This window comes from Pseudomonas sp. B21-047, from assembly GCF_024748775.1.
In the GTDB taxonomy this organism is placed as follows: domain Bacteria; phylum Pseudomonadota; class Gammaproteobacteria; order Pseudomonadales; family Pseudomonadaceae; genus Aquipseudomonas; species Aquipseudomonas capeferrum.
The window spans coordinates 1,308,781-1,334,723 of sequence record NZ_CP087169.1; the positions used below are offsets into that span (position 1 = coordinate 1,308,781).

Consider the following 25,943-nt stretch of genomic DNA (forward strand, 5'->3'; position numbering starts at 1 on the left):
CAGGCAAAAAGAAGCCCCGCACAAGGCGGGGCTGCAGGTGCTTCAGGCTGCGGTTGATCAGTTACCCTTCACCGGCTTGCCATCGACCGTGCCATCCTGCAGCACGATCACATACTCCTTGCCATCGGTTTCGACCTGGCGCAGTTGCACCAGCAGGTAGTCCCAGTTCTTGGCGAACCACAGCTCGGTGATGCGCTTGCTTTGGCTCGGGTCGCGCACGCGCTCGACCTTGACCGCATCGACCTGGCCGGTCTTGGTGGTGACCTTCTCGGTGCCCAGTACGCGGAAGTCGTAGGTGTCGATCTCGTCACCATCGACCACCTGGTAGGTCATGCTCTTCTTGCCGGCGGCCACGTCATGCTGCAGCGCCAACTGGTAGGACGACTTGTCCAGCACGCCGCGGTTGAGCGGCAGGCTGACGGCATCGCCACGGTCGCTACCGGTGACTTTCTTGCTGTTCCAGTCGAAGTTCAGGTCGACCTTCTTCGCCTTGCCCAGGCCGCCACGTTCGAAGTGATACTTCTGCGGCAGCAGGGTGTCGTTTTCCAGGCGCAGGGTGCTTTGCTCGGTCAGGCTGGCGATCATCATGGAAGCCCGGAAATTGAGGTCCCAGGTACCATTGGCATTCTTGACCAGGCTGCGTTCGGCGGTGCCGCTCATGGGCAGCTGCTTCCAGTCGGCGGTGTAACTGGCCGAGAAAGGCTTCAGATCAGCTGCCTGGAGGGGCAGGGCGAGCACGGCGAGAGCCAAAAGCAGGGCGCGACGCATAAATTCTCCTAGGGTCGAATCAAGTGACCGCTGGCCGCCAGAGGCTGGCCATCCAGTAACGCACCGTGTTCACCCAGACGCAAGCGTCCTTCGGCGAACCAGTGCACCGCCAGCGGGTAGATCTGGTGTTCCTGGTGGTGAACCCGCTGGGCCAGGCTTTCAGCGGTGTCGTCCGACGTCACCGGTACCACAGCCTGTACGACCAGTGGGCCGCCATCGAGTTCCTCGGTGACGAAGTGTACGCTGCAGCCATGCTCAGCGTCGCCTGCCTCCAGGGCCCGGCGATGGGTATGCAAGCCCTTGTATTTGGGCAGCAGCGACGGGTGGATATTGAGCAGGCGGCCCTGATAGTGGCGCACGAAACCGCCACTGAGGATGCGCATGAAACCGGCCAGCACCACCAGGTCGGGCGCAAAGCCGTCGATGCGTGCCATCAGCGCCGCATCGAAGGCTTCGCGGCCGTCGAAGCCGGTGTGGTCCACTACGGCGGTATCGATGCCAGCGGCTGCAGCGCGCTGCAGGCCGTAGGCATCGGCGCGGTTGGAAACCACCGCACGGATGCGCACCGGGCTGTCTTCACTGCGGCAGCTGTCGATCAGGGCTTGCAGGTTGCTGCCGGAACCCGACAGCAGTACCACTACATTGCAGGTCTTGCTCGGCATCAGTGTGCCTTGAGGTTCTGCAGCTCGACCTGGGCGGCGCCTTCGGCGGCCTGCTCGATGCGGCCGATGACCCAAGGCTGTTCGCCTTCTGCACGCAGCACGTTCAGGGCGTTTTCGACCTGGTCCTGGGCCACGCAGATGACCATGCCGACGCCGCAGTTCAGTACGCGGTGCATTTCATGCTCGTCAACGTTGCCTTGTGCCTGCAGGAAGTCGAATACCGCCGGGCGCTGCCAGCTGGCCACGTCGACCACGGCCTGGGCGTTCTTTGGCAGTACGCGCGGGATGTTGTCCAGCAGGCCGCCACCGGTGATGTGGGCCATGGCCTTGACTGCGCCGGTCTGCTTGATCAATTGCAGCAGCGGTTTGACGTAGATGCGGGTCGGCGCCATCAGCAGGTCGGTCAGTGGCTGGCCGTCGAGCTGGGTGTTTTCGATGTCGGTGCCGGACACTTCGAGGATCTTGCGGATCAGCGAGTAGCCGTTGGAGTGCGGACCGGAAGACGGCAGGGCGATCAGCGCGTCACCGGTGGCAACCTTGGAGCCGTCGATGATCTCGGCCTTTTCCACGACGCCGACGCAGAAGCCGGCCAGGTCGTAGTCTTCGCCTTCGTACATGCCAGGCATCTCGGCGGTTTCGCCACCGACCAGCGAGCAACCGGCCAGTTCACAGCCGGCACCGATGCCGGTGACTACGGTGGCGGCGACGTCGACGTTGAGCTTGCCAGTGGCGTAGTAGTCGAGGAAGAACAGCGGCTCGGCACCGCATACCACCAGGTCGTTGACGCACATGGCGACCAGGTCCTGGCCGATGCTGTCGTGCTTGTTCAGGTTCAGGGCAAGGCGCAGCTTGGTGCCGACGCCGTCGGTGCCGGAGACCAGAACCGGCTGCTTGTAGCCGGCCGGGATCTCGCAGAGGGCGCCGAAGCCGCCCAGGCCACCCATGACTTCAGGGCGTGCGGTGCGTTTTGCCACGCCCTTGATGCGTTCGACCAGTGCTTCGCCGGCGTCGATGTCTACACCGGCGTCCTTGTAGCTCAGGGAGGGTTGCTTGCTCATTGATCCAGGCCTTTAGGAGGGAGGGATTCTTAAAAACGACCATGACGGCCAAGGCCGGCTGTGTAAGCGGCGGCTGCCTGAAACGTCAGAGGTCTGCGAAGGCGCGCGATTTTATCAGGGTTGCCGTGCAGCGGCCATCCTCAGGCCGACGGGCAGGGCTCGAAAGCGTTAAAAAGGTGATGGGGGGAGGGGGCTTGCTTGGTTTTTTTGGGAGCAGAGGTAGGGTTTGAGGTTTGTGTGCTCTACAAATTCCCACGGCCTGCGCCTGGCAGTCACGCGCCCCCCTGTATAAGGTGTAGCCATAGAGGAGCATTTTTCGTTCCACCGCGGTCACAACCTGCACGTTAACGGCCCGTTTCACCTAGTTTCTGGACAGGAATCCTTCATGCATCTTCTCAAAAATCTGGCAGCGGGATGCCTTGCCCTGGTGGCTGTCGCCGCCCAGGCCGAAACCGTCTCCGGGCTCTACCAAGTGCGTGAGCCGCTTGCAGGGCAGGGCGCCGAAGCCCGTACCCAGGCAACCGGCAAGGCCCTCGATACCTTGATTCTGCGCCTGACCGGCGACCCGAAAGCGGCGCAAAACCCGGCTTTGGCGGAGTTGCGCAAGGACCCGCAGCAAATCATCAACCAGGTCGGTACCGAAGCCGGCCCGCCCGAATCGGTGCTGGTCGAGTTCGACCCCGGCAGTACCGAACGTGCCTTGCGCAAGGCCGGCCTGGCCCTGTGGGGCAGCAACCGGCCATCGATCATCGGCTGGTGGCTCAACGACAGCGTCGAAGGTAGCAACCTGGTCGGCGACGGCCAGGCCACTGCCCAGCCACTGCGCCGTGCAGCCCAGCACCGAGGCTTGCCATTGCGCTTGCCGCTGGCCGACCTGCAGGAGCAACTGGTGGCCAACGCCAAGCAAATCGAGGCCAGTGACCCAGCGCCGCTGCGCGAAGCGTCCGAGCGCTACGCGGCCGATGCACTGCTGGCGGTCCACGCCCATGAAACGGATGGCAAATGGCAAGGCAAATGGCAGTTGTGGGTGGGGGACCAGCGCGAGCAGGGTAATGCCGAGGGCGCCGACCAGGCGGCCTTGGCCGACGCGGTGATGCTGGCGGTGAGCAGCCGCCTGGCGCCGCGCTATGTGACCCGCCCTGGTGCCAGCAGCCAGTTGCAGCTCCAGGTGCAGGGGATGAACCTGCAGCGCTACGCCGAATTGAGCCGGGTGCTCGAACCGTATGGCGCGCGACTGAAGATGGCCGAAGGCAGCACGCTGACCTACGGTGTCACCGCCAACCGCGAACAATTGCGTGCCCAACTGGGGCTGGCCAAGCTGCAGGAAGTGCCGGCCGAGCAGGCCCCCGCTGTACCCGCGGTCCCCGCGCCTGCACCTGGCGCTGCCGCAGAGCAGCCCGCAGTGCCCAAGCCGTTCGACGGCCTGCGTTTTCGCTGGTAAGGAGTACCGACCGTGACCGATATGCGCCGCTGGATCTGGCTGGGTGCGGCACTGCTGTTCGCCGTGCTGCTATATAGCTTGCACAACATTCTTGCCCCCTTTCTGATCGGTATTCTGCTGGCTTATCTGGCAGACCCTCTGGTTGACCGCCTGGAGCGCCTGGGGCTGTCACGCACCTGGGGCGTGGTGGTGGTGTTCAGCCTCTTCACCCTGCTGTTCATGGCCCTGCTGCTGGTGCTGGTGCCGATGCTGGCCAAGCAGCTGCTGCGCCTGTACGAGCTGGCGCCGCAGATGCTCGACTGGTTGCAGCATCAGGCGTTGCCTTGGGTGCAACACCGCCTTGGCCTGGCCGATGGCTTCTGGAAGTTCGACAAGATCAAGGCAGCCATTGGCGAGCACATGGGCCAGACCACCGACATCGTCGGCATCGTGCTGTCCCAGGCGACGGCTTCGAGCCTGGCCTTGATGGCCTGGCTGGCCAACCTGGTGCTGATCCCGGTGGTAGGGTTCTACCTGCTGCGTGACTGGGACCTGATGATGGCCAAGTTGCGCAGCCTGCTGCCGCGCCAGCGCGAGTCGCAAATAGTGGGGTTGGCGCAAGAGTGCCATGAAGTCCTGGGCGCGTTCGTCCGCGGCCAATTGATGGTGATGCTCGCGCTGGGCGTCATCTACTCGGCAGGGCTGATGCTGGTGGGGCTCGAACTCGGCCTGTTGATCGGCATGCTGGCGGGGTTGGCAGCCATCGTGCCGTACATGGGCTTCATCATCGGTATTGGTGCGGCGTTGGTCGCCGGCCTGTTCCAGTTCGGTGGCGACCTGTATCCGATGCTGGGCATCGTTGCGGTGTTCATGGTCGGCCAGGCGCTGGAAGGCATGGTGCTGACGCCGTTGCTGGTGGGCGACCGTATCGGCTTGCACCCGGTGGCAGTGATCTTCGCTATTCTTGCCGGTGGCGAGTTGTTCGGCTTCACCGGTGTGCTGCTGGCGCTGCCGGTGGCGGCAGTGATCATGGTGCTGCTACGTCATGTACATGATCTGTACAAAGATTCGGACATGTATGACGCCGATGTCGATCCGCAGTTGTAAATTACCCAGTCAGACCGAGCAGAGCAGGTCGCAAGCCTTTGATTTTGCTTGTGCTCTTCTGCTCCCTGATTGTGCCGTCCGCGTTGCGGGTATAGACTTTGCACACTGTCCACCAAAGGCCCCCTGTGGTCCCAGCGACCGCCCGCGAGCATGAAACCACCGATCCAGTTGCCCCTGGGTGTGCGCCTGCGCGATGACGCCACCTTCATCAACTACTATCCGGGCGCCAATGCTGCGGCATTGGGCTACGTCGAGCGCCTATGCGAAGCCGACGCCGGCTGGACCGAGAGCCTCATCTACCTGTGGGGCAAGCAGGGTGTCGGCCGCACCCACCTGTTGCAGGCCGCCACCCACCGCTTCCAGCAGTTGGGCGAACCCGCCGTTTACCTGCCGTTGGCGCAACTGCTCGAGCGCGGTGTCGAGTTGCTCGATCACCTCGAACAGTACGAGCTGGTGTGCATTGACGACCTGCATGTAATTGCCGGCAAGGCCGACTGGGAAGAGGCCATGTTCCACCTGTTCAATCGCCTGCGTGACAGTGGCCGTCGTTTGCTGCTGGCGGCCTCCAGCTCGCCGCGCGAGCTGCCCATCAAGCTCGCCGACCTCAAGTCGCGGCTGACCCTGGCACTGATCTTCCAGATGCGTGGCATGTCCGATGAAGACAAGCTGCGTGCCTTGCAGTTGCGTGCCTCGCGCCGTGGCCTGCACCTCACCGATGAGGTCGGGCATTTCATCCTTACCCGCGGTACCCGCAGCATGAGCGCACTGTTCGATCTGCTCGAACGCCTCGACCAGGCATCGCTGCAGGCGCAGCGCAAGCTGACCATCCCTTTCCTGAAAGAAACCCTGGGCTGGTAAGCCCCTGAAAATCCTGGGCTAGAGCGGCAAAACGAAAAAGTCACATCTTTTTCGATAAAATTTGCAAATGGCCATGATAGAGGGCATAGTTTCCTCCTTCTAAAGGATTACAGACACGGTCGTGCCCATGCTAAAGCGCTTCGCACCCCTCGTGCCCCTCGCACTCGTGACCCTGCTTTTCGGCTGCGCGGCCCAAGGCCCGGTATCCCAGCCCCAGGATCACACCCCGATCGACGCCCAATCGGCGTTCAAGGCCAAAGCCTCGCCTTCGTCCGTATTCGGCGAACCGGAAGAGCTGGCCACCGAAGATGATCTGGCGGCCTTCTCCAGCAACAGCAAGCCTTATCAGCTGCCGGTTCTGGCTGACAGCATTCTCGAGCGCGGCATGGCGTTGATCGGCACACGCTACCGCTTCGGTGGTACCTCGGAGAAGTCAGGCTTCGATTGCAGCGGCTTCATCGGTTACCTGTTCCGCGAAGAAGCCGGCATGACCTTGCCGCGTTCGACGCGTGAAATGATCAACGTCGATGCCCCGAAAGTGGCCCGTAACAAGCTCAAGCCAGGCGACCTGCTGTTCTTCAGCACCAATGGCCGCGGCCGGGTCAGCCATGCCGGCATCTACTTGGGTGACAACCAGTTCATCCACTCCAGCAGCCGCCGCAGCGGTGGTGTGCGCATCGACAGCCTCGGTGATCGCTACTGGAGCAAGACCTTCATCGAAGCCAAGCGAGCCTTGGCGATGGCGCCGACCAACATCGCGCGCAACTGATACCCCGATGATGTACCGTGCCACGGCGGCGATGCTTTAAAAAAAGCTCGCCGCCGTGCGCATTTACAGAAAGCGTCTAATCTAAATTCTCAACACTTTTCGGCTGCGGTCCAGCGGTCTCAGACAGGATGTTCTGGCCATGGTAATGATGGCGCGCTTCGCATTCCTCTCCCTGGTGGCATTGCTTGCTGCCTGCTCCAGCCGCGCGCCTGCGCCGGCCCCTGTGGTCAAGCCGCAGGTCTCCTACAGCCAACTGCCTGATGCTTCGCCGATTGCCGACGACGTGTTGATCCGCGCGATCGGGCTGGTGGGCACGCCTTACCGATGGGGCGGCAATACGCCTGACTCCGGGTTCGATTGCAGTGGCCTGATCAAGTATGTCTATCGGGATGCCGCTGGCATCAGCTTGCCGCGCTCGACGCGGGAGATGATCGTCATGCGTGCGCCGACCGTGGATGCGAAGGCGCTGCAGTCAGGTGACCTGGTGTTCTTTGCCACCAGCGGCGGGTCGCAGGTCAGCCATGCCGGCATCTACGTGGGGGAGGGGCGTTTCGTGCACGCACCGTCCACCGGTGGCACGGTGCGTCTGGACTACCTGTCCAACAGTTACTGGGCCAAGGCTTACCTGCAGGCCAAGCGGGTGATTCCCCAGGGGCATCTGGCGCAGAACCCCTGATCGCCTGAAGGCGGCCCGGCAAGGCCGCCTTGACTCACCGTTACCGCGCAGCGCTCACCCGCCAGATCATATTGCCCACGTCATCCGCCACCAGCACCCCACCGCGCTGATCGTTGATCACGCCCACTGGCCTGCCCATGGCCCAGCCACGCAGTCCTCTGCCGTCTTCGGGTTTTGGCGGCGCATTGGTTTCGGCTACCAGCACGACACCGTTGGGCAGTACATAGAGCCAGCGTGGGTGGTCGAGTTTGTCGGCGAAGGCCGCTACCTGCGTGCCCGTTGCAGCCTTGGGCTTGCCGCCGTCCGGCCAGCCGATGGCAGGGGCGATGTTGATAGTCGGAATCAGCGTTGCATGGGGTTCTGGCAACTGCGGCGAGGGGCCACTGCCTTCGCTGACGTTCAACAGCGCTGGTCGCCGCAGCCTACCAGGCAGGCACTGCTCGCCCAGGGTAAGACGTAGCCGATGTGGCGCATGTTCAATGCCCTCAGGAGATGATCTTTCATTATTCAGAGCATGGCGCAGCATGACTGGTTCAGCCCCGGGGCGAACAACACCCGGCTGCGCAAGGCCATGCTCAGTGGTTATCTTCGTTCCTGCGCCCCGTTCGATTGACGCTCCCGCCCCAACCCTCTAACCTTCGCGGCGTGTTTCAGGTGCCCTGCCAGCCTCGACTGAGCAGGGTGAAACTGGGAAGCCGGTGGGCGCCAGCAAAGGCGCGATTCCGGCGCTGCCCCCGCAACGGTAGGTGAGTCAAAGGTCGCGCACAGCCACTGGATGCCAGCATCCGGGAAGGCGCGCAGGCCCGGGCCAAGGCCCGCTCGCAAGCCCGGAGACCGGCCTGATACAGCCAACGGCATCACGGAGGGTGATGCGCGGTGCACCGTGGCCTACGGCCACTGCTCCTGCGCGCTCTGTGTCTGCCTGCCTATCGACCTGTCGCCGCCTTTCGCGTGGCGTCAGCCTGCGGAGACCCCTGATGAGCGAACCCACCGAACGCGACGAACGCCACTTGGCGCGCATGCAGCGCAAAAAGGCGATCATCGACGAGCGTATCGCCAATTCCCCCAACGAATGCGGCCTGCTGCTGGTGCTGACGGGTAATGGCAAGGGCAAGAGCAGCTCAGCTTTCGGCATGCTCGCCCGTGCCCTGGGCCATGGCATGCAGTGCGGCGTGGTGCAGTTCATCAAAGGCCGCAACAGCACTGGCGAAGAGCTGTTCTTCCGGCGTTTTCCCGAGCAGGTGCGTTATCACGTGATGGGCGAAGGCTTTACCTGGGAGACCCAGGACCGCCAGCGTGACATCGCCGCCGCTGAGGCCGCTTGGGCGGTGTCGCGCCAGCTGCTGCAGGACCCGACCGTGCAGTTCGTGGTGCTCGATGAACTCAATATCGCCCTCAAGCATGGTTACCTCGACCTCGACCAGGTGCTGTCCGACATCCAGGCCCGCCCGCCGATGCAGCACGTGATCGTCACCGGTCGCGCGGCCAAGCCTGAAATGATCGAGCTGGCCGACACCGTCACCGAGATGGGCATGCTCAAGCACGCCTTCCAGGCGGGTATCCGTGCGCAGAAAGGCGTCGAACTGTGACTCAGATGCGACACTGCCCGGCGGTATTGATTGCAGCGCCGGCTTCCGGCCAGGGCAAGACCACCGTCACCGCCGCCTTGGCCCGCCTGCACCGTAACCTTGGGCGCAAGGTCCGGGTGTTCAAATGCGGGCCCGACTTTCTCGACCCGATGATCCTCGAACGCGCCAGCGGCGCGCCGGTCTACCAGCTCGACCTGTGGATGATCGGCGCCCAGGAAAGCCGCCGCCTGCTGTGGGACGCAGCCGGGGAGGCCGACCTGATCCTGATCGAAGGGGTCATGGGGCTGTTCGACGGTACGCCGTCGAGCGCGGACCTGGCGCGCCACTTCGGCGTGCCGGTGCTGGCGGTAATCGACGGCACGGCCATGGCCCAGACCTTTGGCGCCCTGGCCCTGGGGCTGGCGCGTTACCAGACCGACCTGCCGTTTGCCGGTGTGCTGGCCAACCGGGTCGGCAGCCTGCGCCATGCGCAGCTGCTCGAAGGCAGCCTGACCGAGGGGTTGCGCTGGTATGGCGGCCTGTCGCGTGAGCGCGGTATCGAACTGCCCAGCCGTCACCTGGGGTTGGTCCAGGCCAGCGAACTGAACGACCTGGATGCCCGCCTGGATGCTGCGGCCGAGGCGCTGGGTGCCAGTTGCGATGCTGCTTTACCCCCGCCGGTGGCGTTTGCCGAGCCCGAGCCACAGCCGGCCGCCGCGTCATTGGCCGGTGTGCGCATTGGCGTGGCCCGGGACGAGGCGTTTGCCTTCACCTACGGTGCCAACCTCGACCTGCTGCGCAACCTGGGCGCGCAACTGGTGTTTTTCTCGCCACTGCATGACCGTGAACTGCCAACCGTGGACAGCCTTTACCTGCCGGGCGGCTACCCCGAACTGCACCACCACGCGTTGGCGGCCAATACCGCCATGTGCGCGGCGATCCGTGACCATCATGTACAGGGCAAGCCCCTGTTGGCCGAATGCGGCGGCATGCTCTACCTGCTCGACGCACTGACCGATGTGGCGGGGGAGCGTGCCGAACTGCTCGGCTTGCTGGCGGGCGAGGCGACCATGCAGAAACGCCTTGCAGCCCTGGCCTTGCAGGCCGTGGAGCTGCCGGAAGGTACCCTGCGCGGGCATACCTACCACCATTCCCTGACCAGCACCGAGCTGACACCGATCGCCCGTGGCCTGAGCCCCAACGGCGGGCGTGGCAACGAGGCGGTGTATCGCCTGGGACGCCTGACGGCATCCTACGTGCACTTCTACTTCCCCTCCAACCCTGACGCGGCGGCGGCGCTGCTGCGACCATGAGCCAACACGCTTTCAGCGACGCCGAGCGCGCCGCCGTGTACCGGGCCATCGGCGAGCGCCGCGACATGCGTCATTTTGCCGGTGGCGAGGTGGCCCCGGCGCTGCTTGGTCGCCTGTTGGCCGCGGCGCATCAGGCCCCCAGCGTCGGGCTGATGCAGCCCTGGCGGTTCATCCGTATCACCCAGCGTGGCCTGCGCGAGCGCATCCAGGCGCTGGTCGAGGAGGAGCGGGTACGCACCGCCGATGCCCTGGGTGAACGGGCCGATGCGTTCATGGCCCTCAAGGTCGAAGGCATCAACGATTGTGCTGAGCTGCTGGTGGCCGCCTTGATGGACCAGCGCGAGCCGCACATCTTTGGCCGTCGCACCTTGCCGGAAATGGACCTCGCCTCGCTGGCCTGCGCCATCCAGAACCTGTGGCTGGCGGCGCGAGCCGAAGGCCTGGGGATGGGCTGGGTGTCGTTGTTCGACCCGCTGGCCCTGGCCGAGCTGCTGGGCATGCCTGCCGGCGCCAAGCCGGTGGCCGTGCTGTGCCTGGGGCCTGTGACCGAATTCTATCCGGCGCCAATGCTGGTGCAGGAAAACTGGGCCGAACAACGCCCTTTGAGTGACATGCTTTATCACAACCAATGGGGAGAGCGGCCATGAGCGTTGCTTTGCTGACCGTGGCCGGGGTGGCCCTGGATGCCTTGCTGGGCGAGCCGCAACGGCGTCACCCACTGGTGGCGTTCGGCAACATGGCCGCCAACCTGGAGCGCCGCCTGAACGCTGGCGGGCGCGGTTGGCGTAGCCACGGGGTGAGCGCCTGGTTCATTGCCGTGGTGCCGCTGACCCTGGTCGCACTGATCCTGTCCTGGTTGCCGTACATCGGCTGGCTGGTGGACGTGCTGGCGCTGTATTGCGCCCTGGGGCTGCGCAGCCTTGGCGAGCATGTGTTGCCGGTGGCCAACGCGTTGCGCCAGGGCGACCTGGAAGAGGCACGGCGGCGGGTCGGCTACCTGGTCAGCCGCGAAACCCGCGAGCTGGACGAGCCCGCCGTGGCCCGGGCAGCCACCGAGTCGGTGCTGGAGAACGGCAGCGATGCCGTTTTTGCCGCACTGTTCTGGTTTGTGCTGGCCGGCGCGCCCGGTGTGGTGTTGTACCGGCTGAGCAATACCCTGGATGCCATGTGGGGCTATCGCAACGAGCGCTTCGAGCGGTTTGGCTGGTGCGCGGCGCGTATCGACGATGTGCTCAACTATATTCCCGCAAGGCTGGTGGCGCTGACCTACGCGCTGCTCGGCAAGACCCGCCTGGCCCTGGCCTGCTGGCGCAACCAAGGGCCACTGTGGGACAGCCCCAACGCAGGCCCGGTGATGGCAGCCGGTGCCGGCGCGCTGGCGGTCGAACTTGGCGGCCCGGCGGTGTACCACGGTGAGCTGCACGAGCGGCCGCGCCTGGGCGAAGGGCCGATGGCCGATGCCGACGCCATCGAGCGCGGCTGGAGCCTGGTGCAGCGGGGTGTGTGGCTGTGGGTACTGGTGATTTGCCTGGGGGCTTACTGGAATGCTTGAACACGGTGGTCGTCTGCTGCGTGCGGTGCATCAATACGGCATCGCGCGTGAACATTGGCTCGACCTGTCCAGCGGCATCGCCCCTTGGTCTTACCCGATCCCGCCGATCCCCCTCGACGCCTGGGCGCGCCTGCCGGAAACCGAAGACGGCCTGGAAGAGGCCGCGCGGCAGTATTACGGCACTCGCCAGCTACTGCCGGTAGCCGGCTCGCAGGCCGCGATCCAGGCCTTGCCGTTGTTGCGCCCGGCTGGCCGGGTCGGCGTGCTGACCCCTTGCTACGCCGAGCATCCGCACGCCTGGCAGCGGGCAGGGCATCAGTTGCTGGAGCTGGATGAAGCCGAAGTCGAGGGCGCGCTCGACAGCCTCGATGTGCTGGTGCTGGTCAACCCCAACAACCCGACCGGCCGCCAGGTCAGCCGCGAGCGCCTGCTCGACTGGCATGGCCGCCTGGCAGCCCGCGGAGGCTGGCTTGTGGTCGACGAAGCGTTCATGGACAACACCCCCGCTCATAGCGTGGTCGACTGCGCCGAGCGGCCAGGCCTGATCGTGCTGCGTTCGTTTGGCAAGTTCTTTGGCCTGGCCGGTGTCCGGCTGGGCTTCGTGGCGGCTCAAGCAAGCCTGCTGCAGCGCCTGGCAGAGCTGCTCGGCCCTTGGACTGTCAGTGGCCCGACGCGGGTGCTGGCCCAGGCCTGTTTTGCCGACCACACCGCCCACCTGTTGCAGATCGACCGCTGCGCCGCCAGCAGCCAGCGCCTCGCGGCCTTGTTGCGCAGCACCGGCCTGGCCCCGAGCGGTGGCTGCGACCTGTTCCAGTACGTGCGCAGCGAACGTGCCGCGCACCTGCATGACTTTCTCGCCCGGCGCGGCATCCTGGTTCGCCTGTTCGCGCTGCCAGCCGCCGTGCGCCTGGGCTTGCCTGCCTGCGCTGCCGACGAACAACGCCTGGCCCAGGCCCTGGCCGACTATCAAAAGGAAACGGCATGACCACGCTCATGGTGCAAGGCACCACCTCCGATGCCGGCAAGAGCACGCTGGTGACCGCGTTGTGCCGCTGGCTGCTGCGCCAGGGCGTCGGCGTGGTGCCGTTCAAGCCGCAGAACATGGCGCTCAACAGCGCGGTGACCGCCGACGGTGGCGAGATTGGCCGGGCCCAGGCCGTGCAGGCCCAGGCTTGCCGGCTGGCGCCGCACACTGACATGAACCCGGTGCTGCTCAAGCCCAACAGCGACACCGGCGCCCAGGTGATCATCCACGGGCGCGCGGTCACCAGCATGAATGCAGTGGCCTATCACGACTACAAGGCCATCGCCATGCAGGCCGTGCTGGCCTCGCACCAGCGCCTTAGCGCTGCGTACCCGGTGGTCATGGTCGAAGGCGCAGGCTCGCCTGCGGAGATCAACCTGCGTGCCGGCGACATCGCCAACATGGGCTTTGCCGAAGCGGTGGACTGCCCAGTGATTCTGGTGGCCGACATCAATCGCGGCGGGGTCTTCGCGCACCTTGTAGGCACCCTCGAATTGCTGTCGCCGAGTGAGCAGGCACGGGTCAAGGGCTTTGTCATCAACCGCTTTCGCGGAGATATCGCCCTGCTTCAGCCGGGCCTGGACTGGCTGGAAGCGCGCACCGGCAAGCCGGTGCTGGGCGTGTTGCCGTATGTCACCGACCTGCACTTGGAGGCCGAGGACGGCATAGATGTACGCCAGGCAGCCAAGCATGAGCGTGTATTGAAGGTGATCGTGCCGGTGTTGCCGCGCATCAGCAACCACACCGACTTCGACCCGCTGCGCCTGCACCCACAGGTCGACCTGCAATTCATCGGGCCAGGCCAACCGATACCGCCTGCGGACCTGATCATCCTGCCCGGCTCGAAAAGCGTGCGTGGCGACCTGGCGCAGCTGCGCGAGCGCGGCTGGGATACCGCCATTGCCCGCCACTTGCGCTACGGCGGCAAGCTGATTGGTATCTGCGGCGGTTTGCAGATGCTCGGGACGCAGGTGCACGACCCGCTGGGGCTGGAAGGGCCGGCGGGCTCCAGCCCAGGGCTGGGGCTGCTCGAATACGCCACGGTGCTGGAGGCCGACAAGCAACTGCGCAACGTCACCGGTACCTTGAACTTGGAACAGGCGCCGGTGTCCGGCTACGAAATCCATGCCGGCGTTACCCAAGGCGCGGCCTTGGAACAGCCTGCCGTGCAGCTTGGAGACGGGCGCTGCGACGGTGCCATCAGTGCCGACGGGCAGGTTCTCGCTACGTACCTGCATGGCCTGTTCGAAGGCAGCGAGTCGTGCGCCGCGCTGTTGCGCTGGGCCGGGCTGGCGGACGCACAGACCATCGACTACCAGGCCCTGCGCGAACGTGACATCGAGCGCCTGGCGGACCTGGTGGAAAAGCACCTGGACACCGCGCACCTGCGCACACTGTGTGGAGTCGCCTGAAATGCGCAACCTGATCCTTGGTGGCGCGCGCTCCGGCAAGAGCCGCCTGGCCGAACAGTTGGCCAGCCACAGCGGCCTGCCGGTGACCTACATCGCCACCAGCGAGCCGCTGGACGGCGAAATGAACGAACGCGTGCGCCTGCACCGCCAGCGCCGGCCTGCCGACTGGGGGCTGATTGAAGAGCCCCTGGCGCTGGCTGCCGTGCTGCGCCGCGAAGCAGCCGCAGGGCGTTGCCTGCTGGTGGATTGCCTGACCCTGTGGCTGACCAACCTGCTGATGCTCGACGACGACCAGCGCCTGGCCGAGGAGCGTGATGCGCTGCTCGACTGCCTTGAGCAGTTGCCGGGTACCCTCATTCTGGTCAGCAACGAAACCGGCCTGGGTGTGGTGCCCATGGGCGAACTGACCCGGCGCTATGTCGACCAGGCCGGCTGGTTGCACCAGGCCGTTGCCGAGCGCTGTCAGCGCGTGGTACTGACCGTGGCTGGCCTGCCCCTTATGCTCAAAGGACCTGCACTATGACTCAAGCCTGGTGGCGTGACGCCTGCCAACCCCTCGATAACGCCGCCATGGACCAGGCCCGCGCCCGTCAGCAACAGCTGACCAAACCTGCCGGTTCGCTCGGCCAGCTGGAAGGTCTGGCTGTGCACCTGGCGGGCCTGCAAGGCCGTGAGCGACCCACACTGGACCAGCTGGCCATCACCATTTTCGCCGGTGACCACGGCGTGGTCGAGGAAGGCATTTCAGCCTACCCGCAAGCGGTGACCGGGCAGATGCTGCGCAACTTCGTCGGCGGTGGCGCGGCGATCAGCGTGCTGGCCCGCCAACTGCACGCCAGCCTGGACGTGGTCGACCTCGGTACCATCGACCCTGCGCTGGAGCTGCCCGGCGTGAGGCATTTGCGCCTGGGCGCCGGCACCGCCAACTTCGCCCGCCAGCCCGCGATGACCGAGCGCCAGTTGCAGGCCGCGCTTGAGGCGGGCCGTGACAGCGCCCTGCGGGCGGCCGCACAGGGTGCGCAGTTGTTCATCGGCGGCGAAATGGGCATCGGCAACACCACCGCCGCCGCCGCCCTGGCCAGCAACCTGCTGGGTTGCCCAGCCCGTGAGCTGAGCGGCCCGGGCACTGGCCTGGACACCGCCGGTGTGCGGCACAAGGCCGAAGTCATCGAGCGTGCGCTGATCCTGCATGGTCTGCGCGCGGACGACCCGCTGCAGGCGCTGGCATGCGTTGGCGGTTTCGAGATCGCCGCCTTGGCCGGCGCCTACATCGCCTGCGCGCAAGAGGGTATCGCGGTGCTGGTGGACGGCTTCATCTGCAGTGTCGCCGCACTGGTGGCGGTGCGCCTCAACCCGCAGTGCCGGGCATGGCTGCTGTTTGCCCACCAGGGCGCGGAGCCAGGGCACAAGGCCCTGCTCGAAGCACTGCAGGCCGAACCGCTGCTGGCGCTGGGCCTGCGCCTGGGTGAGGGCAGCGGTGCCGCCCTGGCGGTGCCTTTGCTGCGCCTGGCCTGCGCACTGCACGGGCAGATGGCGACGTTTGCCGAGGCCGCCGTGGCGGACCGCCCGGCATGATCCTCGACCTGCTGCGCCACGGCGAAACGGAGCAAGGTGGCCTGCGTGGCAGCCTTGACGATGCCCTGACCGAAAAGGGCTGGGCGCAGATGCGTGACGCCGTCGCCGAGGCTGGCCCATGGCAAGTGCTGGTCAGCTCGCCCTTGCAGCGTTGTGCACGGTTTGCCGACGAGTTGGGGGCACGGCTACACCTGCCGGTACAGCGCGAGGCGTGTCTGCAGGAGCTGCATTTCGGTGATTGGGAAGGGCGCAGCGCGGCGCAGATCATGGAAGACCAGGCCGACGCCCTGGGGCGTTTCTGGGCGGATCCTTACGCGTGTACGCCGCCCAACGGTGAGCCGGTCGAGGCGTTTGCCGAGCGCGTTCTGGCTGGCGTCGAGCGGCTGGGCCAGCAGCATGGCGGCAAGCGTGTGCTGCTGGTCACCCACGGCGGCGTGATGCGCCTGTTGCTGGCCCGGGCGCGTGGCATGCCCAGGGAACACTTGCTGCAGGTGGAAGTTGCCCACGGCGCATTGGTCCGCCTGGTGCTGCGTGACGACGGCCAATGGGCCGAGGCGCACTGACATGCTGGCGTTCTGGATTGCCTTGCAGTTCCTCAGCAGCCTGCCGGTGCGCTTGCCCGGTATGCCCGAACCACGCCAGGTGGGCCGCTCGCTGTTGTGCTACCCCCTGGTAGGGTTGCTGTTCGGCCTGCTGCTGTGGCTGGCCAGCGATCTTCTGCACAGCGCGCCCACGGCCCTGCATGCAGCGCTGCTGCTGACGCTCTGGGTGTTGCTCAGTGGCGCACTGCACCTGGACGGCTTGGCCGACAGCGCCGATGCCTGGCTCGGTGGTTTCGGTGACCGTGAACGCACGCTGCAGATCATGAAGGACCCCCGCAGCGGACCGATTGCCGTGGTGACCCTGGTGCTGGTGCTGCTGTTGAAATTCTGCGCCTTGTGGGCATTGGTCGAGCATGGGGTGGGGGTGGAACTGATCCTGGCGCCGGTGGTTGGCCGGGCGGCGATGCTTGGCTTGTTCCTCTGCACGCCTTACGTAAGGCCCGGGGGGTTGGGGCAGGCGCTGGCCGAGCATTTGCCACGTGCTGCTGCCGGGTGGGGCTTGATGGGTAGCGCCGTCTTGTGCCTTGCCGTTGGTGGTTGGCCCGTGATCTGGGTGCTGGTGGCGGTGCTGGGCGTGTTCGCCTGGCTGCGGCACGTCATGTGCCGGCGTCTGGGCGGCACGACCGGCGATACCGCCGGGGCGATGCTGGAGTTGCTGGAGCTGACCGTGGTGGTGGGGCTGGCACTCGCTCTCTGAGCGACTGCAGCAGGGCGAAGAAACTTCCAGCAACGTAACCGCAGCCACGCCCATCATGGACTTGGGTTTATCATCGGCCTCCCATTCACGCGGCCAGGGAGGCCCCTTGTGCGCCATTGGATTTTTGCCAGCCTGTTTGCTTTTCTCGCCTTGCCCGTCACCGCTGCTGATCTGATCAGCTTCTGGGATACGCCCCGCCACGGCGGCAACAGTTTCAATCGGCTGGCCCCCGACCAAGCCTACTTCAATGCCTTGCGTGCCTATGGCGCTACCTGGGTTCGGCTGTCTTATGACAAGTGGCAGCCGGCGCAGCGCGACTTCCTGCTGGGTAGCGCTGATGACTATCAAGGCCTGGCCGCAACCGATCTGGTGCAGCTGCGGGCTGTGCTCGACCGTGCTCATCTGGCCGGGCTCAAGGTCGTCATTGCCCCCCTTTCCCTGCCTGGCATGCGTTGGTCGCAGAACAACCAGGGCCAGTTCGACGACCGCCTCTGGCAAGACAAACGCTACTGGTCGCAGGCCGCTGCGTTCTGGCGGGACCTGGCGCGTGAATTGAAGGACCATCCCGCCATCGCGGCCTACAACCTGATCAATGAACCTGCGCCTGAAAAACAGGGCGGTCTGGCCGAACATGCTGCCCCTGAGCAGATGAAGCGCTGGTATGCACAAGCGCAAGGTACCGCCCGTGACTTGCCAGCGCTGTATGAGCAGATGGTGGCGGCGATCCGTGAACAGGACCCAGACACACCGATCATGGTCGATGCAGGCTGGTATGCCGCCGCCGATGCTTTTGGTTACTGGCCCGCGCCGCTGACAGACAGCCGGGTGCTGTACAGCGTACACATGTACGAACCCTATTCCGCCACCAGTGCGCCGAACATGACGCGCAAGCAACCCTTTGCCTACCCCGGCCCTGTACCGTTCGCCGGGCAGACGCAGCAGTGGGATGGCCAGCGTGTGCAGCAATACCTGCAACAACCGCTGGCCTGGAGCGAAGCGATGCACGTGCCACGCTCACGCCTGGTGGTGGGGGAGTTCGGTTGCATGCGCCGGTTGCCAGGCTGCCAGCGCTACCTGGAAGACGTTCTTACAGTGCTGGACAGCAATCAGTTGCACTGGGCGTTCTACAGCTTCCGTGAAGACAGTTGGGATGGCATGGACTACGAGCTGGGCAGTGCCAAGGTGCCGTGGCGCTACTGGCAAGCCATTGATCAGGGCGCGCCGGACCCTCTGGCACGCAAGGCTACGGCGGAATTCGAGCCGATCAGCAAACGCCTGAAGCCTGAATGACCTTTCGCTGATAGTTGAAATTTCTTGCAACACTCATGACGCGGGTATATACACGTATCCATGTTGACCAGTGAATGCATCTGCACCCATTTACGTCGAGCCGCCCGTGGGGTGAGCCGGCATTATGACGAGGCCCTTGCCGGCTTCGGCGTCAATGTCGCCCAGTTTTCCCTGTTGCGCCACTTGCAGCGCCTCGACCGCCCCAGCATTACCAGCTTGGCCGAGGCCATGGGCCTTGAGCGCAGCACCTTGGGGCGCAACCTGCGGGTGCTGGAAGCCGATGGCCTGGTGGCCTTGGCAGGCGGCGACGACCAGCGCAACCGTGTGGTGCTGCTGACCGAACCAGGCAAGGCGCTGTTGCAGGCGGCTTACCCGGCCTGGGAGCAGGCTCAGGAGCTGCTGGTCGAGCGCCTCGGTGTTGGGCAGCGCGATGAGTTGGTACGTCTGCTGGAACAGTTGGCCTGAAGTGATACGACTATAAGCGGGTATATACCCGTAAACCTTGCGATGTGCTGGAGATAACGACAATGACTTCGGTGTGGCGAACCAGCGGGTGGGTACTGATGGGGGCAGCGCTGATTCTGGCGCTGTCCTTGGGTGTGCGACACGGTTTTGGCCTGTTTCTGGGGCCGATGAGCGCCGACTTTGGCTGGGGGCGTGGGGTGTTCGCCTTCGCCATCGCCTTGCAGAACCTGGTTTGGGGGGTGGCGCAGCCGTTCGCCGGTGCCTTGGCCGACCGCCTGGGAGCGGCGCGGGTGGTGATCATCGGCGGCATCCTGTACGCCGTCGGGTTGATCCTGATGGGCATGGCCGATTCGCCCTGGTCGTTGTCGTTGAGTGCGGGGCTGCTGATCGGCATCGGCCTTTCCGGCACCTCGTTCTCGGTCATCCTGGGGGTGGTCGGGCGCGCCGTGCCTGCCGAGAAACGCAGCATGGCGATGGGGATTGCCAGTGCTGCCGGTTCATTCGGCCAGTTCGCCATGTTGCCAGGCACGCTTGGCCTGATTGAGTGGTTGGGCTGGTCTGCTGCGCTGCTGGTGTTGGGCCTGCTGGTGGCATTGATCGTGCCGCTGGTCGGCATGTTGCGCGACCGCCCGTTGCCTAGCCATGGTGCTGAGCAGACCCTGGGCCAGGCCCTGCGTGAGGCCTGCTCGCATTCGGGGTTCTGGTTGCTGGCGCTGGGTTTCTTCGTTTGCGGCTTCCAGGTGGTGTTCATCGGGGTGCACCTGCCAGCCTATCTGGTCGATCAGCACCTGGCAGCCACCACGGGCACAACGGTGCTGGCCCTGGTTGGCCTGTTCAACATCGTCGGCACCTTCACCGCCGGCTGGCTGGGTGGGCGCATGTCCAAGCCGCGCCTGCTCACTGGGTTGTATCTACTGCGCGCGGTGGTGATCGTGTTGTTCCTCTGGGCGCCTGTGACCCAGGCCAGTGCCTACCTGTTCGGCATCGCCATGGGCTTGCTGTGGTTGTCTACCGTACCGCTGACCAATGGCACAGTGGCGACGTTGTTTGGCGTGCGCAACCTGTCGATGCTGGGCGGTATCGTGTTCCTGTTCCACCAGTTGGGCGCCTTCCTGGGTGGCTGGCTGGGCGGGGTGGTGTATGACCGCACGGGCAACTACGACCTGGTCTGGCAGATTTCGGTACTGCTCAGCCTGCTGGCTGCGGCGCTCAGTTGGCCGGTACGTGAGCGCCCGGTCGCCCGCCTGCAGGCCCAGGCCGCATGAACCGCTACTTGGTCCAAGGGCTGCTGGCCGCCGCCGCTGTCGCTCTGCTGGCGCTGGTAGGGTGGGGCTGGCACAAGGGTGGGCTGGCGTTGATGCAACTGGGCATGAGCGTTTGTTAAGCGCTACCCTGCAAGTTCATGGATTGTCTTGCCGGAGAAACGAACGATGCGTGCACATTGGTTGATGGTGCCTGTGCTGGGCCTGCTTGCCGCCACGTCGAGCTGGGCTGCGGATTGCCCCGCCTTGTTGCAGGGCAGCCTGCCGGAGTTGCGTGGCAAGGGGCAGGTCGACCTGTGCCAGCGCTTTGCCGGCAAGCCGCTGGTGGTGGTCAATACGGCCAGCTATTGCGGGTTCGCGCCGCAGTTCGAGGGGTTGGAGGCAACGTACAAGGCGTACCACGAGCAGGGGCTGGAGATGCTCGGTGTACCGTCCAATGACTTCAAGCAGGAAGACCCCGATAGCGAAAAAATTGCCAACGTCTGCTACGCCAATTATGGCGTGACCTTCACCATGACCAAGGCCCAGGCGGTACGCGGCAAGGATGCGATACCGCTGTTCAGCGAGCTGGCAAACCAGAGCAGTGCGCCGAAGTGGAACTTCTACAAGTATGTGGTGGACCGCAAGGGCAAGGTGATCGGCAATTTTTCCAGCCTGACCAAGCCGGATGACCCTGCCTTCAGGGCTGCGATCGAGAAGGCCATCGCATCGCAGCCGTAGTGCTATTCCTTCGATTCAATGAGGGTGAACAGTGATCGCCACCAGCCGCACCACCAGCGGCCTGACCATCAACACGCAGACAAACGCCACCGGCATGGCCAGTTGGTAAGCCTTCAGCACATTGCCCAGGTACTGCGGATTCACCCCCGCATTGGCGGCCGTGATCACAAAGCACATCAACAGCGCCATGATCGATGACATGTAGAACGCGAAAACGTAGGGTGTGGCGCTGGGGCGCAGTTTGCGCCGGCTGCGTGTCGGGGACAGGTTGTTCATGCGAACTCCAGAACAGTAAGTGAGGGCGCAGGTTAGCAATCACCTCTGCAGGGTTTGTAGACCACCGTGGTTGAGTTCTTTATAAAGAGATTCTTACGAATCCAAAGGGCGCAACATGGACCTGCTCAATGCCATTCGCAGCTTCATCAAGGTGGTCGAAGCCGGTAGCATCGCTGCAGGTGCACGCAACCTGGGGCTAAGCCCGGCGGCAGTGAGCCAGAACCTGGCGCGGCTTGAAGCGCATCTGCAGGTACGCTTGCTCAGCCGTACCACGCGCAGCATGGCGCTGACGCCGGCGGGTACGCTCTATTACGAGCGGGTCAGGCAGGTAGAGCGTGATCTGGCCCAGGCCGAGCTGGCCGTCACCACGCCCGACAGTGAGCCCCAGGGCCGCCTGTGCATTGCGTCGACCTCGGCCTTCGGTCGCCATGTGCTGGCGCCGTTGATCCCGGCATTCAGTGCCCGTTATCCGCAGCTTTCGATAGAGTTGGTAACGACTGATCGGCGGGTCAACCATGCGCGCGAAGATGTGGATGTCAGCCTGCGCATCGCCCCGCAATTGGAAGACCAACTGCTGGCCAGGCACATCGCGCGTATCCCCTTCATTTGCTGCGCCTCGCCCGGTTACTTGGCCAGCGCCGGTGTACCTGCCACGCCCGAAGCCCTGCGCGAGCACCGCTGCCTGGTGTTCCGTTACCCGGTGGATGGCCGCTTCCTGCGGTGGGGCTTCATGCGCGACGGCATGCGTTTCGAGGCGGAGTTCGGCACCGTGCTGATCAGCGACGATATCGATGCCCTGACCCAGATGGCGCTTCACGACGGCGGGATCACCCGGCTGGCAGCCTTCATCGTTCAGCCTTACCTGGCCACGGGCGAACTGGTGCCTTTGTTCGAATACAGCGACAGCGGCCAGGCCTATGCCCAGACCGAGCCGATGGATATCTACCTGTGCCTGGCCGATCGTTTCGCCATGACCGCCAAAGTACGTGCCTTCACGGACTACCTGCGCGAATGCCTGGGTGACAGCTGGCAGGTCCAGGCATGAAAAAACCGCCACAAGGGCGGTTTCTCCATGCGCGGGATGACTCAGAAGCGGTAGGTAAGGGAGGCACCGACGCCATGAGCGCTGTTCTCGTACTTGGCCTGGTAGCTGCCTTTGCTCGCGCTGACCTGGTTGACCTTGGTGTCTTCCTCCCACAGGTAGGAGTAGGCCACGTCGATGGTCATGTCTTCGTTCGGGCTCCAACCCGCACCCAGGCTGAACACCTTGCGATCGCCAGTCGGGATGCGCGGTGAACGGTCGTGGTTGTTGGTTGGCGACTGGTCGACGGTGAAGCCGGTACGCAGCACCCACTCCTTGTTGACCTTGTAGGACGCGCCGATGGCGTGTGCCCAGGTGTCGTGCCAGTTCTGCTCTTCGGTGATGGTCTGGAACGCGGAACCGGCCAGCGGCGCTGGCACATCGTTTTGCACGGTGATGTCTTTCAGGCGGCTCCAGCGGGTCCAGGTGCTGCCTGCGTACAGGGTCCACTGGTCGTCGAGTTCGTGGGTGACCGAAAGGTCGACGGACTCTGGCGTCTTGATCTTCAGGGTGGCGTCGAACTTGTTACCGTTGAACGGCCCGATCAGCGGGGTGCTGACGCGGGTCTTGCCTTCGAGCTTGTAGTCGACCATCGAGTGGTAGGTCAGGCCGACGCGGGTGCTGTCGGTGGCCTGGACCAGGATACCGATGTTGTAACCCACGGCGGTGTCGTCGCCTTTGATCTTCACTTCACCATCGTTGCGGCCAGGGGTGAAGGGGTTGATCAGGCTCGAACCCAGTTCACCCTTGATGCGGTTGATGGTTGGGCCGAAACCGATCGAGACCTTGTCGTTGAAGGCGTAGCTGATGGTTGGCTGGAAGGTCACGACCTCGACGTGGCTCTTTTTGCCCCAGTAACGGGCGGCATCGTCGCTGCCGTAGTCGGTCACCAGGCCAAAGGGCACGTACACGCCGAAACCGACGCTCCAGTGATCATCGATCGGCTTGACGTAGTACCCCATCGGTACGCCGACCAGCGGCACCATGTCACCGTCGGTTTCCCCCCCGAGGTTACTGCCACGGCCCGAGATATCGGACTTGGCGATGACGGCGGCGCCGCCCACGGTGATCTGTTCGCGTTTGAGGCGGGACATGCCGGCCGGGTTGCCAAACACGGTGCTGGCATCATCGGCAGAAGAAGAACGTCCCGCGAAACCTGTCCCCATGCTGCTGATGCTCTGTTCGTTCAGGGCAAAGCCGCTGGCGAGCAGTTGGCTGGAAGCAAGCGCAACGGCTACGCCGAGGGAGGTTTTGAGCATTACTTTTTTCATTATTAGAAACTCCTTGGGATCTCCGGGGCGAAAAGCTACCAACAAATCGCGCGCCGCGCTATAGCCTCAATCACAGGAGATAGAGCGGTTTTGTAGGACAATCCGACCAAAATTCCATTTTTTCCAGTAATGCTGTAGGGCGTTTCCTAAGATGCCTGAGGCAATCTCTGATCTATGCAGGTGTGCCAGGCTTGAGTGAAGTCGCGCAGGCGACCCTGGGGGTGGAAAACCTGCCGCCAGATACGCGCCAGGCCCAGCAGGTCGTCAGCCGCCGGTAGCGCCGTGGCTTGGGCTTCGACAAGCATCCAGGCAATGGCGGTGGAGTAGCGCAGGTTTACCGTGAGTTCAAGGTGGGGGCCGCCGAGAAAGGCGTGTTGGCTGGCCAGGCCACGGACCAGGCTGGCGAGGTCCGGATCGCGGGCGAGATACTCGTCCCAGAGCGCCTGGTGGCGGGTTTCGCCGATGCGGTAGAGGCCATGGCCACGTCGGTCGTGCAAGGCTGAGCCGAGTGCCGACTGGCTGGCGGCAATGCCCAGTAACAACGCTTCGGCGCTAGGGCAGTGACGGTTCAGGTAGACCAGGGTTGGCCGGATCACATACAGACACAATTCATTCGCAGCGATACCCATAATGCCCTCGAGCAAGTAAGGGCCGGACGGGCGCTGGAGCTTGGCAGCTGGTGAATGATCAGGCCCGCCGGAAGCGGCTAGCACCGCTCGAGTTGAAGTGTAGTGTGATAATCGTGGTGTAAAGAGCTGTTTTTAAATCGATTGCTGCCTGACGTCCTTGGCTATATGCCGTGCGGCAATTACGCCAAGAACGATCGGGCAGGGTGTCGAAACAGCGATTCAGCGCTTGAATAGCGAGGTATTCGCCGCTCACGCAGTGAGCGACTGACGCGTCCGGGCGATTACCGCCTGCAGGGGTTCCTTGCGGCTGTACTGATCGGCGTACAGGCGTTCGGTATGGCAGGCGACGCCGTGTTCGTCCACCAGGGTAAAGCTGAAGCTGCCCTTGCGAGGGGCAACGATAAGGCACTTCAACGGCGAGAAGGCCTGGGAGAGGGTGCCAATGGCAGCCTGAATGTGCGGATGAGTTTGCATATTATTGGAGGTTCCTGCTTTAAACACGGAGGATATGATCCGTGCATGATAGAAACGTTCCAGTGACGCCTTTATTAAGGGACGAACGAACCTGACTGGAACAAAGCAGCCAGAGGGAGCGCAATCAAATAGTGGGCGCTTGGGCTGACTGGTAGGTACTTCAGAGGGCAGGCAGCACACCGGGGCCAAGGTTCTAGGCCATCGGGGTGGGATCCTGATCAATCTGCTAGGTGATTCGAGCTTGGGCAGCGTATGGCTGGCGAAGGAATCATCGAGTGGGCCGGTCCTGGTTTCAGCAGGCTTCGCTGTTGGGGGAGCGATTCTGCAAGGACGCTTAAGGCCAATTGACTTTCAGCTTGGTACTAACGAGGTGCACCTTACCGAAAAAAAAACGGTTTGGCAAGTGCTTCTGCAAGGGTGCAGGTTAGCCGAGCAGTATGGCGCTTCTTTCGCAGGCTGTGAAGAGGGGTAAATGGCTGGCATTGGCGTGGATGTACTCATTTTGTGCATTCAAACGAAGGCTTGTGGTGCACTTGTGCACATTTGGCGCGCAGGCTGTAACACGGCGGCAACAGGTTCCAAGCGCCTCGCCAATGACTTGACTGGGAAGCTAAGTCAATGAAAAAAAACACTAATTTTTGCTGGTGAAAAAATCGTCAGTTTGACTGGAGCCCCCAGTTTACGGGGGTTTTGGGGGCACCGAAGGGGGTTGTCCACCGAGTTATCCACAGGAACTGTGGATTGTCCCGAGCGCTTGCTCTAGGACGGGCGTGCCAGCAAACCAGGGAACTGTCTGACAATCTTCGGGCGCCCGTAGGCCGGTTGGTCATCCACTTGAAAACGTCAAGAAAAGATCATCGAAATTATTCTTCAATCCTCCATAAATCGACAGGCCATGCCCGGAAAAATGGAGTAGAGTGGCGCGCCTTTCGAGTTACCTTTCCTGTTGCTCATGAAGTTTCGCGGTAAACACCTCGCCAACCCGGCTGACACGTCGTCAGTGCCCCCACCCAAACGCTTTTCCCTGAAAGTGGCCCTATGGCTGCTCGACAGCCCGCGCTTGGGTGACAAGCCTCAGGTCAAGCATCTGGCTGGTCGCCTGCTGAAACAGCCGGCACGCCAGGGCGTCGTGGTAGCCCAGAGCCGGTTGGGGCAGATGCTGTGCCGTGATTGCGGCAACGCCCGTGACCGGCGCATCGGCCACGAACTGCTGCGTCAAGCCGCCCGTGCCGGTGATCGGCGCGCACAGCTGGAGTATGCAAGGTTATGCCAAGCCAACGCGCCCGAGCAGGCCCGCTACTGGCTGGAACTGGCGGCGGCGCAGGGCTCGCAGGAAGCGCGGCGGCTGCTGGGGCAGTGGTTTTCAGGCTGAGCGCTGCTTGGCTACTAGCGGCCCTTATGCGGGCGCAGGCAA

Annotated in this window: 29 protein-coding genes, 1 pseudogene and 1 riboswitch; of the genes and pseudogenes, 22 read left to right on the forward strand and 8 right to left on the reverse strand. The window is 63.9% G+C overall.

Annotated elements, in window-relative coordinates; translation table 11 throughout:
* Positions 1-57: 57 nt before the first annotated feature.
* Genes LOY26_RS06025 through purM form a run of 3 tightly spaced genes read right to left on the reverse strand, consistent with a single transcriptional unit; the run spans position 58 to position 2,488 of the window.
* Entirely contained in the window at positions 58-768 is a 711-nt protein-coding gene (locus LOY26_RS06025; protein WP_186654554.1) for a DUF3108 domain-containing protein, read from the reverse strand.
* Positions 769-776: 8 nt separating this feature from the next.
* Positions 777-1,430: a phosphoribosylglycinamide formyltransferase gene (gene purN, locus LOY26_RS06030; RefSeq protein ID WP_186654555.1), complete on the reverse strand. Its 654-nt coding sequence runs from the start codon at positions 1,428-1,430 to the stop codon at positions 777-779.
* Positions 1,430-2,488: a phosphoribosylformylglycinamidine cyclo-ligase gene (gene purM, locus LOY26_RS06035; RefSeq protein WP_033700811.1), complete on the reverse strand. Its 1,059-nt coding sequence runs from the start codon at positions 2,486-2,488 to the stop codon at positions 1,430-1,432. The genes purN and purM overlap by 1 nt, the downstream gene beginning before the upstream one ends.
* Before the next feature lie 385 nt (positions 2,489-2,873).
* On the opposite strand from purM, the gene LOY26_RS06040 reads away from it, so the two are divergent.
* The 5 genes from LOY26_RS06040 to LOY26_RS06060 all read left to right on the forward strand — a co-directional run bounded on the left by LOY26_RS06040 (position 2,874) and on the right by LOY26_RS06060 (position 7,318).
* Positions 2,874-3,929, forward strand: coding sequence for a DUF2066 domain-containing protein (locus LOY26_RS06040; RefSeq protein ID WP_258714483.1), 1,056 nt, complete (start codon positions 2,874-2,876; stop codon positions 3,927-3,929).
* 12 nt (positions 3,930-3,941) lie between these two features.
* Entirely contained in the window at positions 3,942-5,015 is a 1,074-nt protein-coding gene (locus LOY26_RS06045) for an AI-2E family transporter (protein ID WP_186654558.1), read from the forward strand.
* 150 nt (positions 5,016-5,165) lie between these two features.
* Complete coding sequence (gene hda / locus LOY26_RS06050; protein ID WP_027595859.1) at positions 5,166-5,873, forward strand: DnaA regulatory inactivator Hda; 708 nt, start codon at positions 5,166-5,168, stop codon at positions 5,871-5,873.
* Between the two features lie 127 nt (positions 5,874-6,000).
* Positions 6,001-6,642, forward strand: coding sequence for a C40 family peptidase (locus LOY26_RS06055; protein ID WP_033700807.1), 642 nt, complete (start codon positions 6,001-6,003; stop codon positions 6,640-6,642).
* 139 nt (positions 6,643-6,781) lie between these two features.
* Positions 6,782-7,318 (forward strand): NlpC/P60 family protein, encoded by a 537-nt coding sequence (locus LOY26_RS06060; protein ID WP_033700806.1) that lies wholly within the window; start codon positions 6,782-6,784, stop codon positions 7,316-7,318.
* Positions 7,319-7,439: 121 nt separating this feature from the next.
* Here LOY26_RS06060 and LOY26_RS06065 read toward each other — a convergent pair.
* Positions 7,440-7,721 (reverse strand): annotated as a pseudogene (locus LOY26_RS06065) (sorbosone dehydrogenase family protein); the annotation flags it as partial.
* Between the two features lie 232 nt (positions 7,722-7,953).
* Positions 7,954-8,176: riboswitch (cobalamin riboswitch) on the forward strand.
* A 119-nt stretch (positions 8,177-8,295) separates the two neighbouring features.
* Here LOY26_RS06065 and cobO point away from each other — a divergent pair.
* From cobO to LOY26_RS06140, 15 genes are all read left to right on the forward strand, one after another.
* Positions 8,296-8,907 (forward strand): cob(I)yrinic acid a,c-diamide adenosyltransferase, encoded by a 612-nt coding sequence (cobO, locus tag LOY26_RS06070; RefSeq protein ID WP_095064096.1) that lies wholly within the window; start codon positions 8,296-8,298, stop codon positions 8,905-8,907.
* Positions 8,904-10,199, forward strand: a complete 1,296-nt coding sequence (locus LOY26_RS06075; protein ID WP_186654559.1) for a cobyrinate a,c-diamide synthase — start codon at positions 8,904-8,906, stop codon at positions 10,197-10,199. The genes cobO and LOY26_RS06075 overlap by 4 nt, the downstream gene beginning before the upstream one ends.
* Positions 10,196-10,846 (forward strand): 5,6-dimethylbenzimidazole synthase, encoded by a 651-nt coding sequence (gene bluB / locus LOY26_RS06080; protein WP_186654565.1) that lies wholly within the window; start codon positions 10,196-10,198, stop codon positions 10,844-10,846. The genes LOY26_RS06075 and bluB overlap by 4 nt, the downstream gene beginning before the upstream one ends.
* Positions 10,843-11,751, forward strand: coding sequence for an adenosylcobinamide-phosphate synthase CbiB (gene cbiB, locus LOY26_RS06085; RefSeq protein ID WP_033700800.1), 909 nt, complete (start codon positions 10,843-10,845; stop codon positions 11,749-11,751). The genes bluB and cbiB overlap by 4 nt, the downstream gene beginning before the upstream one ends.
* Positions 11,744-12,736: a threonine-phosphate decarboxylase CobD gene (gene cobD / locus LOY26_RS06090; RefSeq protein ID WP_186654569.1), complete on the forward strand. Its 993-nt coding sequence runs from the start codon at positions 11,744-11,746 to the stop codon at positions 12,734-12,736. The genes cbiB and cobD overlap by 8 nt, the downstream gene beginning before the upstream one ends.
* The gene (locus tag LOY26_RS06095) at positions 12,733-14,187 is read left to right on the forward strand and encodes a cobyric acid synthase (protein ID WP_186654572.1); all 1,455 of its coding nucleotides are present in this window, start codon (positions 12,733-12,735) and stop codon (positions 14,185-14,187) included. The genes cobD and LOY26_RS06095 overlap by 4 nt, the downstream gene beginning before the upstream one ends.
* Position 14,188: 1 nt before the next feature.
* On the forward strand, positions 14,189-14,710 hold the full coding sequence (gene cobU / locus LOY26_RS06100; RefSeq protein WP_258714484.1) for a bifunctional adenosylcobinamide kinase/adenosylcobinamide-phosphate guanylyltransferase: 522 nt from the start codon (positions 14,189-14,191) through the stop codon (positions 14,708-14,710).
* Positions 14,707-15,762 carry a nicotinate-nucleotide--dimethylbenzimidazole phosphoribosyltransferase gene (cobT, locus tag LOY26_RS06105; protein ID WP_186654574.1) on the forward strand — a complete coding sequence of 352 codons (1,056 nt, stop codon included), beginning with the start codon at positions 14,707-14,709 and terminating at the stop codon, positions 15,760-15,762. The genes cobU and cobT overlap by 4 nt, the downstream gene beginning before the upstream one ends.
* Positions 15,759-16,325, forward strand: a complete 567-nt coding sequence (locus LOY26_RS06110; RefSeq protein WP_186654576.1) for a histidine phosphatase family protein — start codon at positions 15,759-15,761, stop codon at positions 16,323-16,325. The genes cobT and LOY26_RS06110 overlap by 4 nt, the downstream gene beginning before the upstream one ends.
* A 1-nt stretch (position 16,326) precedes the next feature.
* Entirely contained in the window at positions 16,327-17,061 is a 735-nt protein-coding gene (locus LOY26_RS06115) for an adenosylcobinamide-GDP ribazoletransferase (RefSeq protein WP_258714485.1), read from the forward strand.
* A gap of 174 nt (positions 17,062-17,235) precedes the next feature.
* Positions 17,236-18,351 carry a glycoside hydrolase family 5 protein gene (locus LOY26_RS06120; RefSeq protein ID WP_258714891.1) on the forward strand — a complete coding sequence of 372 codons (1,116 nt, stop codon included), beginning with the start codon at positions 17,236-17,238 and terminating at the stop codon, positions 18,349-18,351.
* 60 nt (positions 18,352-18,411) lie between these two features.
* Positions 18,412-18,816: a MarR family winged helix-turn-helix transcriptional regulator gene (locus tag LOY26_RS06125; protein ID WP_047581691.1), complete on the forward strand. Its 405-nt coding sequence runs from the start codon at positions 18,412-18,414 to the stop codon at positions 18,814-18,816.
* Positions 18,817-18,878: 62 nt separating this feature from the next.
* Positions 18,879-20,081, forward strand: coding sequence for an MFS transporter (locus LOY26_RS06130; RefSeq protein ID WP_189673128.1), 1,203 nt, complete (start codon positions 18,879-18,881; stop codon positions 20,079-20,081).
* The gene (locus tag LOY26_RS06135; protein WP_258714486.1) at positions 20,078-20,200 is read left to right on the forward strand and encodes a hypothetical protein; all 123 of its coding nucleotides are present in this window, start codon (positions 20,078-20,080) and stop codon (positions 20,198-20,200) included. The genes LOY26_RS06130 and LOY26_RS06135 overlap by 4 nt, the downstream gene beginning before the upstream one ends.
* A gap of 46 nt (positions 20,201-20,246) precedes the next feature.
* On the forward strand, positions 20,247-20,798 hold the full coding sequence (locus LOY26_RS06140) for a glutathione peroxidase (protein ID WP_033700789.1): 552 nt from the start codon (positions 20,247-20,249) through the stop codon (positions 20,796-20,798).
* Positions 20,799-20,813: 15 nt separating this feature from the next.
* On the opposite strand, the gene LOY26_RS06145 is transcribed toward LOY26_RS06140, so the two are convergent.
* Complete coding sequence (locus tag LOY26_RS06145; RefSeq protein ID WP_186654582.1) at positions 20,814-21,074, reverse strand: DUF2798 domain-containing protein; 261 nt, start codon at positions 21,072-21,074, stop codon at positions 20,814-20,816.
* A 115-nt stretch (positions 21,075-21,189) separates the two neighbouring features.
* Here LOY26_RS06145 and LOY26_RS06150 point away from each other — a divergent pair, with 115 nt between their 5' ends.
* Positions 21,190-22,119, forward strand: coding sequence for a LysR family transcriptional regulator (locus tag LOY26_RS06150; RefSeq protein ID WP_033700787.1), 930 nt, complete (start codon positions 21,190-21,192; stop codon positions 22,117-22,119).
* Positions 22,120-22,160: 41 nt separating this feature from the next.
* Here the strand turns inward: LOY26_RS06150 and LOY26_RS06155 are convergent, their stop codons facing one another.
* The 3 genes from LOY26_RS06155 to LOY26_RS06165 all read right to left on the reverse strand — a co-directional run bounded on the left by LOY26_RS06155 (position 22,161) and on the right by LOY26_RS06165 (position 24,529).
* Positions 22,161-23,426, reverse strand: a complete 1,266-nt coding sequence (locus LOY26_RS06155) for an OmpP1/FadL family transporter (protein ID WP_186662997.1) — start codon at positions 23,424-23,426, stop codon at positions 22,161-22,163.
* A gap of 146 nt (positions 23,427-23,572) precedes the next feature.
* The gene (locus LOY26_RS06160) at positions 23,573-24,055 is read right to left on the reverse strand and encodes a hypothetical protein (RefSeq protein WP_047581696.1); all 483 of its coding nucleotides are present in this window, start codon (positions 24,053-24,055) and stop codon (positions 23,573-23,575) included.
* A 249-nt stretch (positions 24,056-24,304) separates the two neighbouring features.
* On the reverse strand, positions 24,305-24,529 hold the full coding sequence (locus LOY26_RS06165; protein WP_033700783.1) for a hypothetical protein: 225 nt from the start codon (positions 24,527-24,529) through the stop codon (positions 24,305-24,307).
* Positions 24,530-25,481: 952 nt separating this feature from the next.
* On the opposite strand from LOY26_RS06165, the gene LOY26_RS06170 reads away from it, so the two are divergent.
* A complete protein-coding gene (locus tag LOY26_RS06170; RefSeq protein ID WP_186654586.1) occupies positions 25,482-25,901 on the forward strand; it encodes a tetratricopeptide repeat protein in 420 nt (139 codons plus the stop codon).
* Positions 25,902-25,943: the final 42 nt, after the last annotated feature.

Coding starts and splice junctions, on each gene's coding strand:
- bluB (WP_186654565.1), top strand. CDS start 10,196: ATGAGCCAACACGCTTTCAGCGACGCCGAGCGCGCCGCCGTGTACCGG.
- LOY26_RS06170 (WP_186654586.1), top strand. CDS start 25,482: ATGAAGTTTCGCGGTAAACACCTCGCCAACCCGGCTGACACGTCGTCA.
- cobO (WP_095064096.1), top strand. CDS start 8,296: ATGAGCGAACCCACCGAACGCGACGAACGCCACTTGGCGCGCATGCAG.
- LOY26_RS06140 (WP_033700789.1), top strand. CDS start 20,247: ATGCGTGCACATTGGTTGATGGTGCCTGTGCTGGGCCTGCTTGCCGCC.
- cobD (WP_186654569.1), top strand. CDS start 11,744: ATGCTTGAACACGGTGGTCGTCTGCTGCGTGCGGTGCATCAATACGGC.
- LOY26_RS06110 (WP_186654576.1), top strand. CDS start 15,759: ATGATCCTCGACCTGCTGCGCCACGGCGAAACGGAGCAAGGTGGCCTG.
- LOY26_RS06155 (WP_186662997.1), bottom strand. CDS start 23,426: ATGAAAAAAGTAATGCTCAAAACCTCCCTCGGCGTAGCCGTTGCGCTT.
- purN (WP_186654555.1), bottom strand. CDS start 1,430: ATGCCGAGCAAGACCTGCAATGTAGTGGTACTGCTGTCGGGTTCCGGC.
- LOY26_RS06135 (WP_258714486.1), top strand. CDS start 20,078: ATGAACCGCTACTTGGTCCAAGGGCTGCTGGCCGCCGCCGCTGTCGCT.
- cobT (WP_186654574.1), top strand. CDS start 14,707: ATGACTCAAGCCTGGTGGCGTGACGCCTGCCAACCCCTCGATAACGCC.
- LOY26_RS06025 (WP_186654554.1), bottom strand. CDS start 768: ATGCGTCGCGCCCTGCTTTTGGCTCTCGCCGTGCTCGCCCTGCCCCTC.
- LOY26_RS06040 (WP_258714483.1), top strand. CDS start 2,874: ATGCATCTTCTCAAAAATCTGGCAGCGGGATGCCTTGCCCTGGTGGCT.
- LOY26_RS06150 (WP_033700787.1), top strand. CDS start 21,190: ATGGACCTGCTCAATGCCATTCGCAGCTTCATCAAGGTGGTCGAAGCC.
- LOY26_RS06055 (WP_033700807.1), top strand. CDS start 6,001: ATGCTAAAGCGCTTCGCACCCCTCGTGCCCCTCGCACTCGTGACCCTG.
- LOY26_RS06125 (WP_047581691.1), top strand. CDS start 18,412: ATGTTGACCAGTGAATGCATCTGCACCCATTTACGTCGAGCCGCCCGT.
- cobU (WP_258714484.1), top strand. CDS start 14,189: ATGCGCAACCTGATCCTTGGTGGCGCGCGCTCCGGCAAGAGCCGCCTG.
- hda (WP_027595859.1), top strand. CDS start 5,166: ATGAAACCACCGATCCAGTTGCCCCTGGGTGTGCGCCTGCGCGATGAC.
- LOY26_RS06145 (WP_186654582.1), bottom strand. CDS start 21,074: ATGAACAACCTGTCCCCGACACGCAGCCGGCGCAAACTGCGCCCCAGC.
- cbiB (WP_033700800.1), top strand. CDS start 10,843: ATGAGCGTTGCTTTGCTGACCGTGGCCGGGGTGGCCCTGGATGCCTTG.
- LOY26_RS06095 (WP_186654572.1), top strand. CDS start 12,733: ATGACCACGCTCATGGTGCAAGGCACCACCTCCGATGCCGGCAAGAGC.
- LOY26_RS06115 (WP_258714485.1), top strand. CDS start 16,327: ATGCTGGCGTTCTGGATTGCCTTGCAGTTCCTCAGCAGCCTGCCGGTG.
- LOY26_RS06130 (WP_189673128.1), top strand. CDS start 18,879: ATGACTTCGGTGTGGCGAACCAGCGGGTGGGTACTGATGGGGGCAGCG.
- LOY26_RS06160 (WP_047581696.1), bottom strand. CDS start 24,055: ATGGGTATCGCTGCGAATGAATTGTGTCTGTATGTGATCCGGCCAACC.
- LOY26_RS06060 (WP_033700806.1), top strand. CDS start 6,782: ATGGTAATGATGGCGCGCTTCGCATTCCTCTCCCTGGTGGCATTGCTT.
- purM (WP_033700811.1), bottom strand. CDS start 2,488: ATGAGCAAGCAACCCTCCCTGAGCTACAAGGACGCCGGTGTAGACATC.
- LOY26_RS06165 (WP_033700783.1), bottom strand. CDS start 24,529: ATGCAAACTCATCCGCACATTCAGGCTGCCATTGGCACCCTCTCCCAG.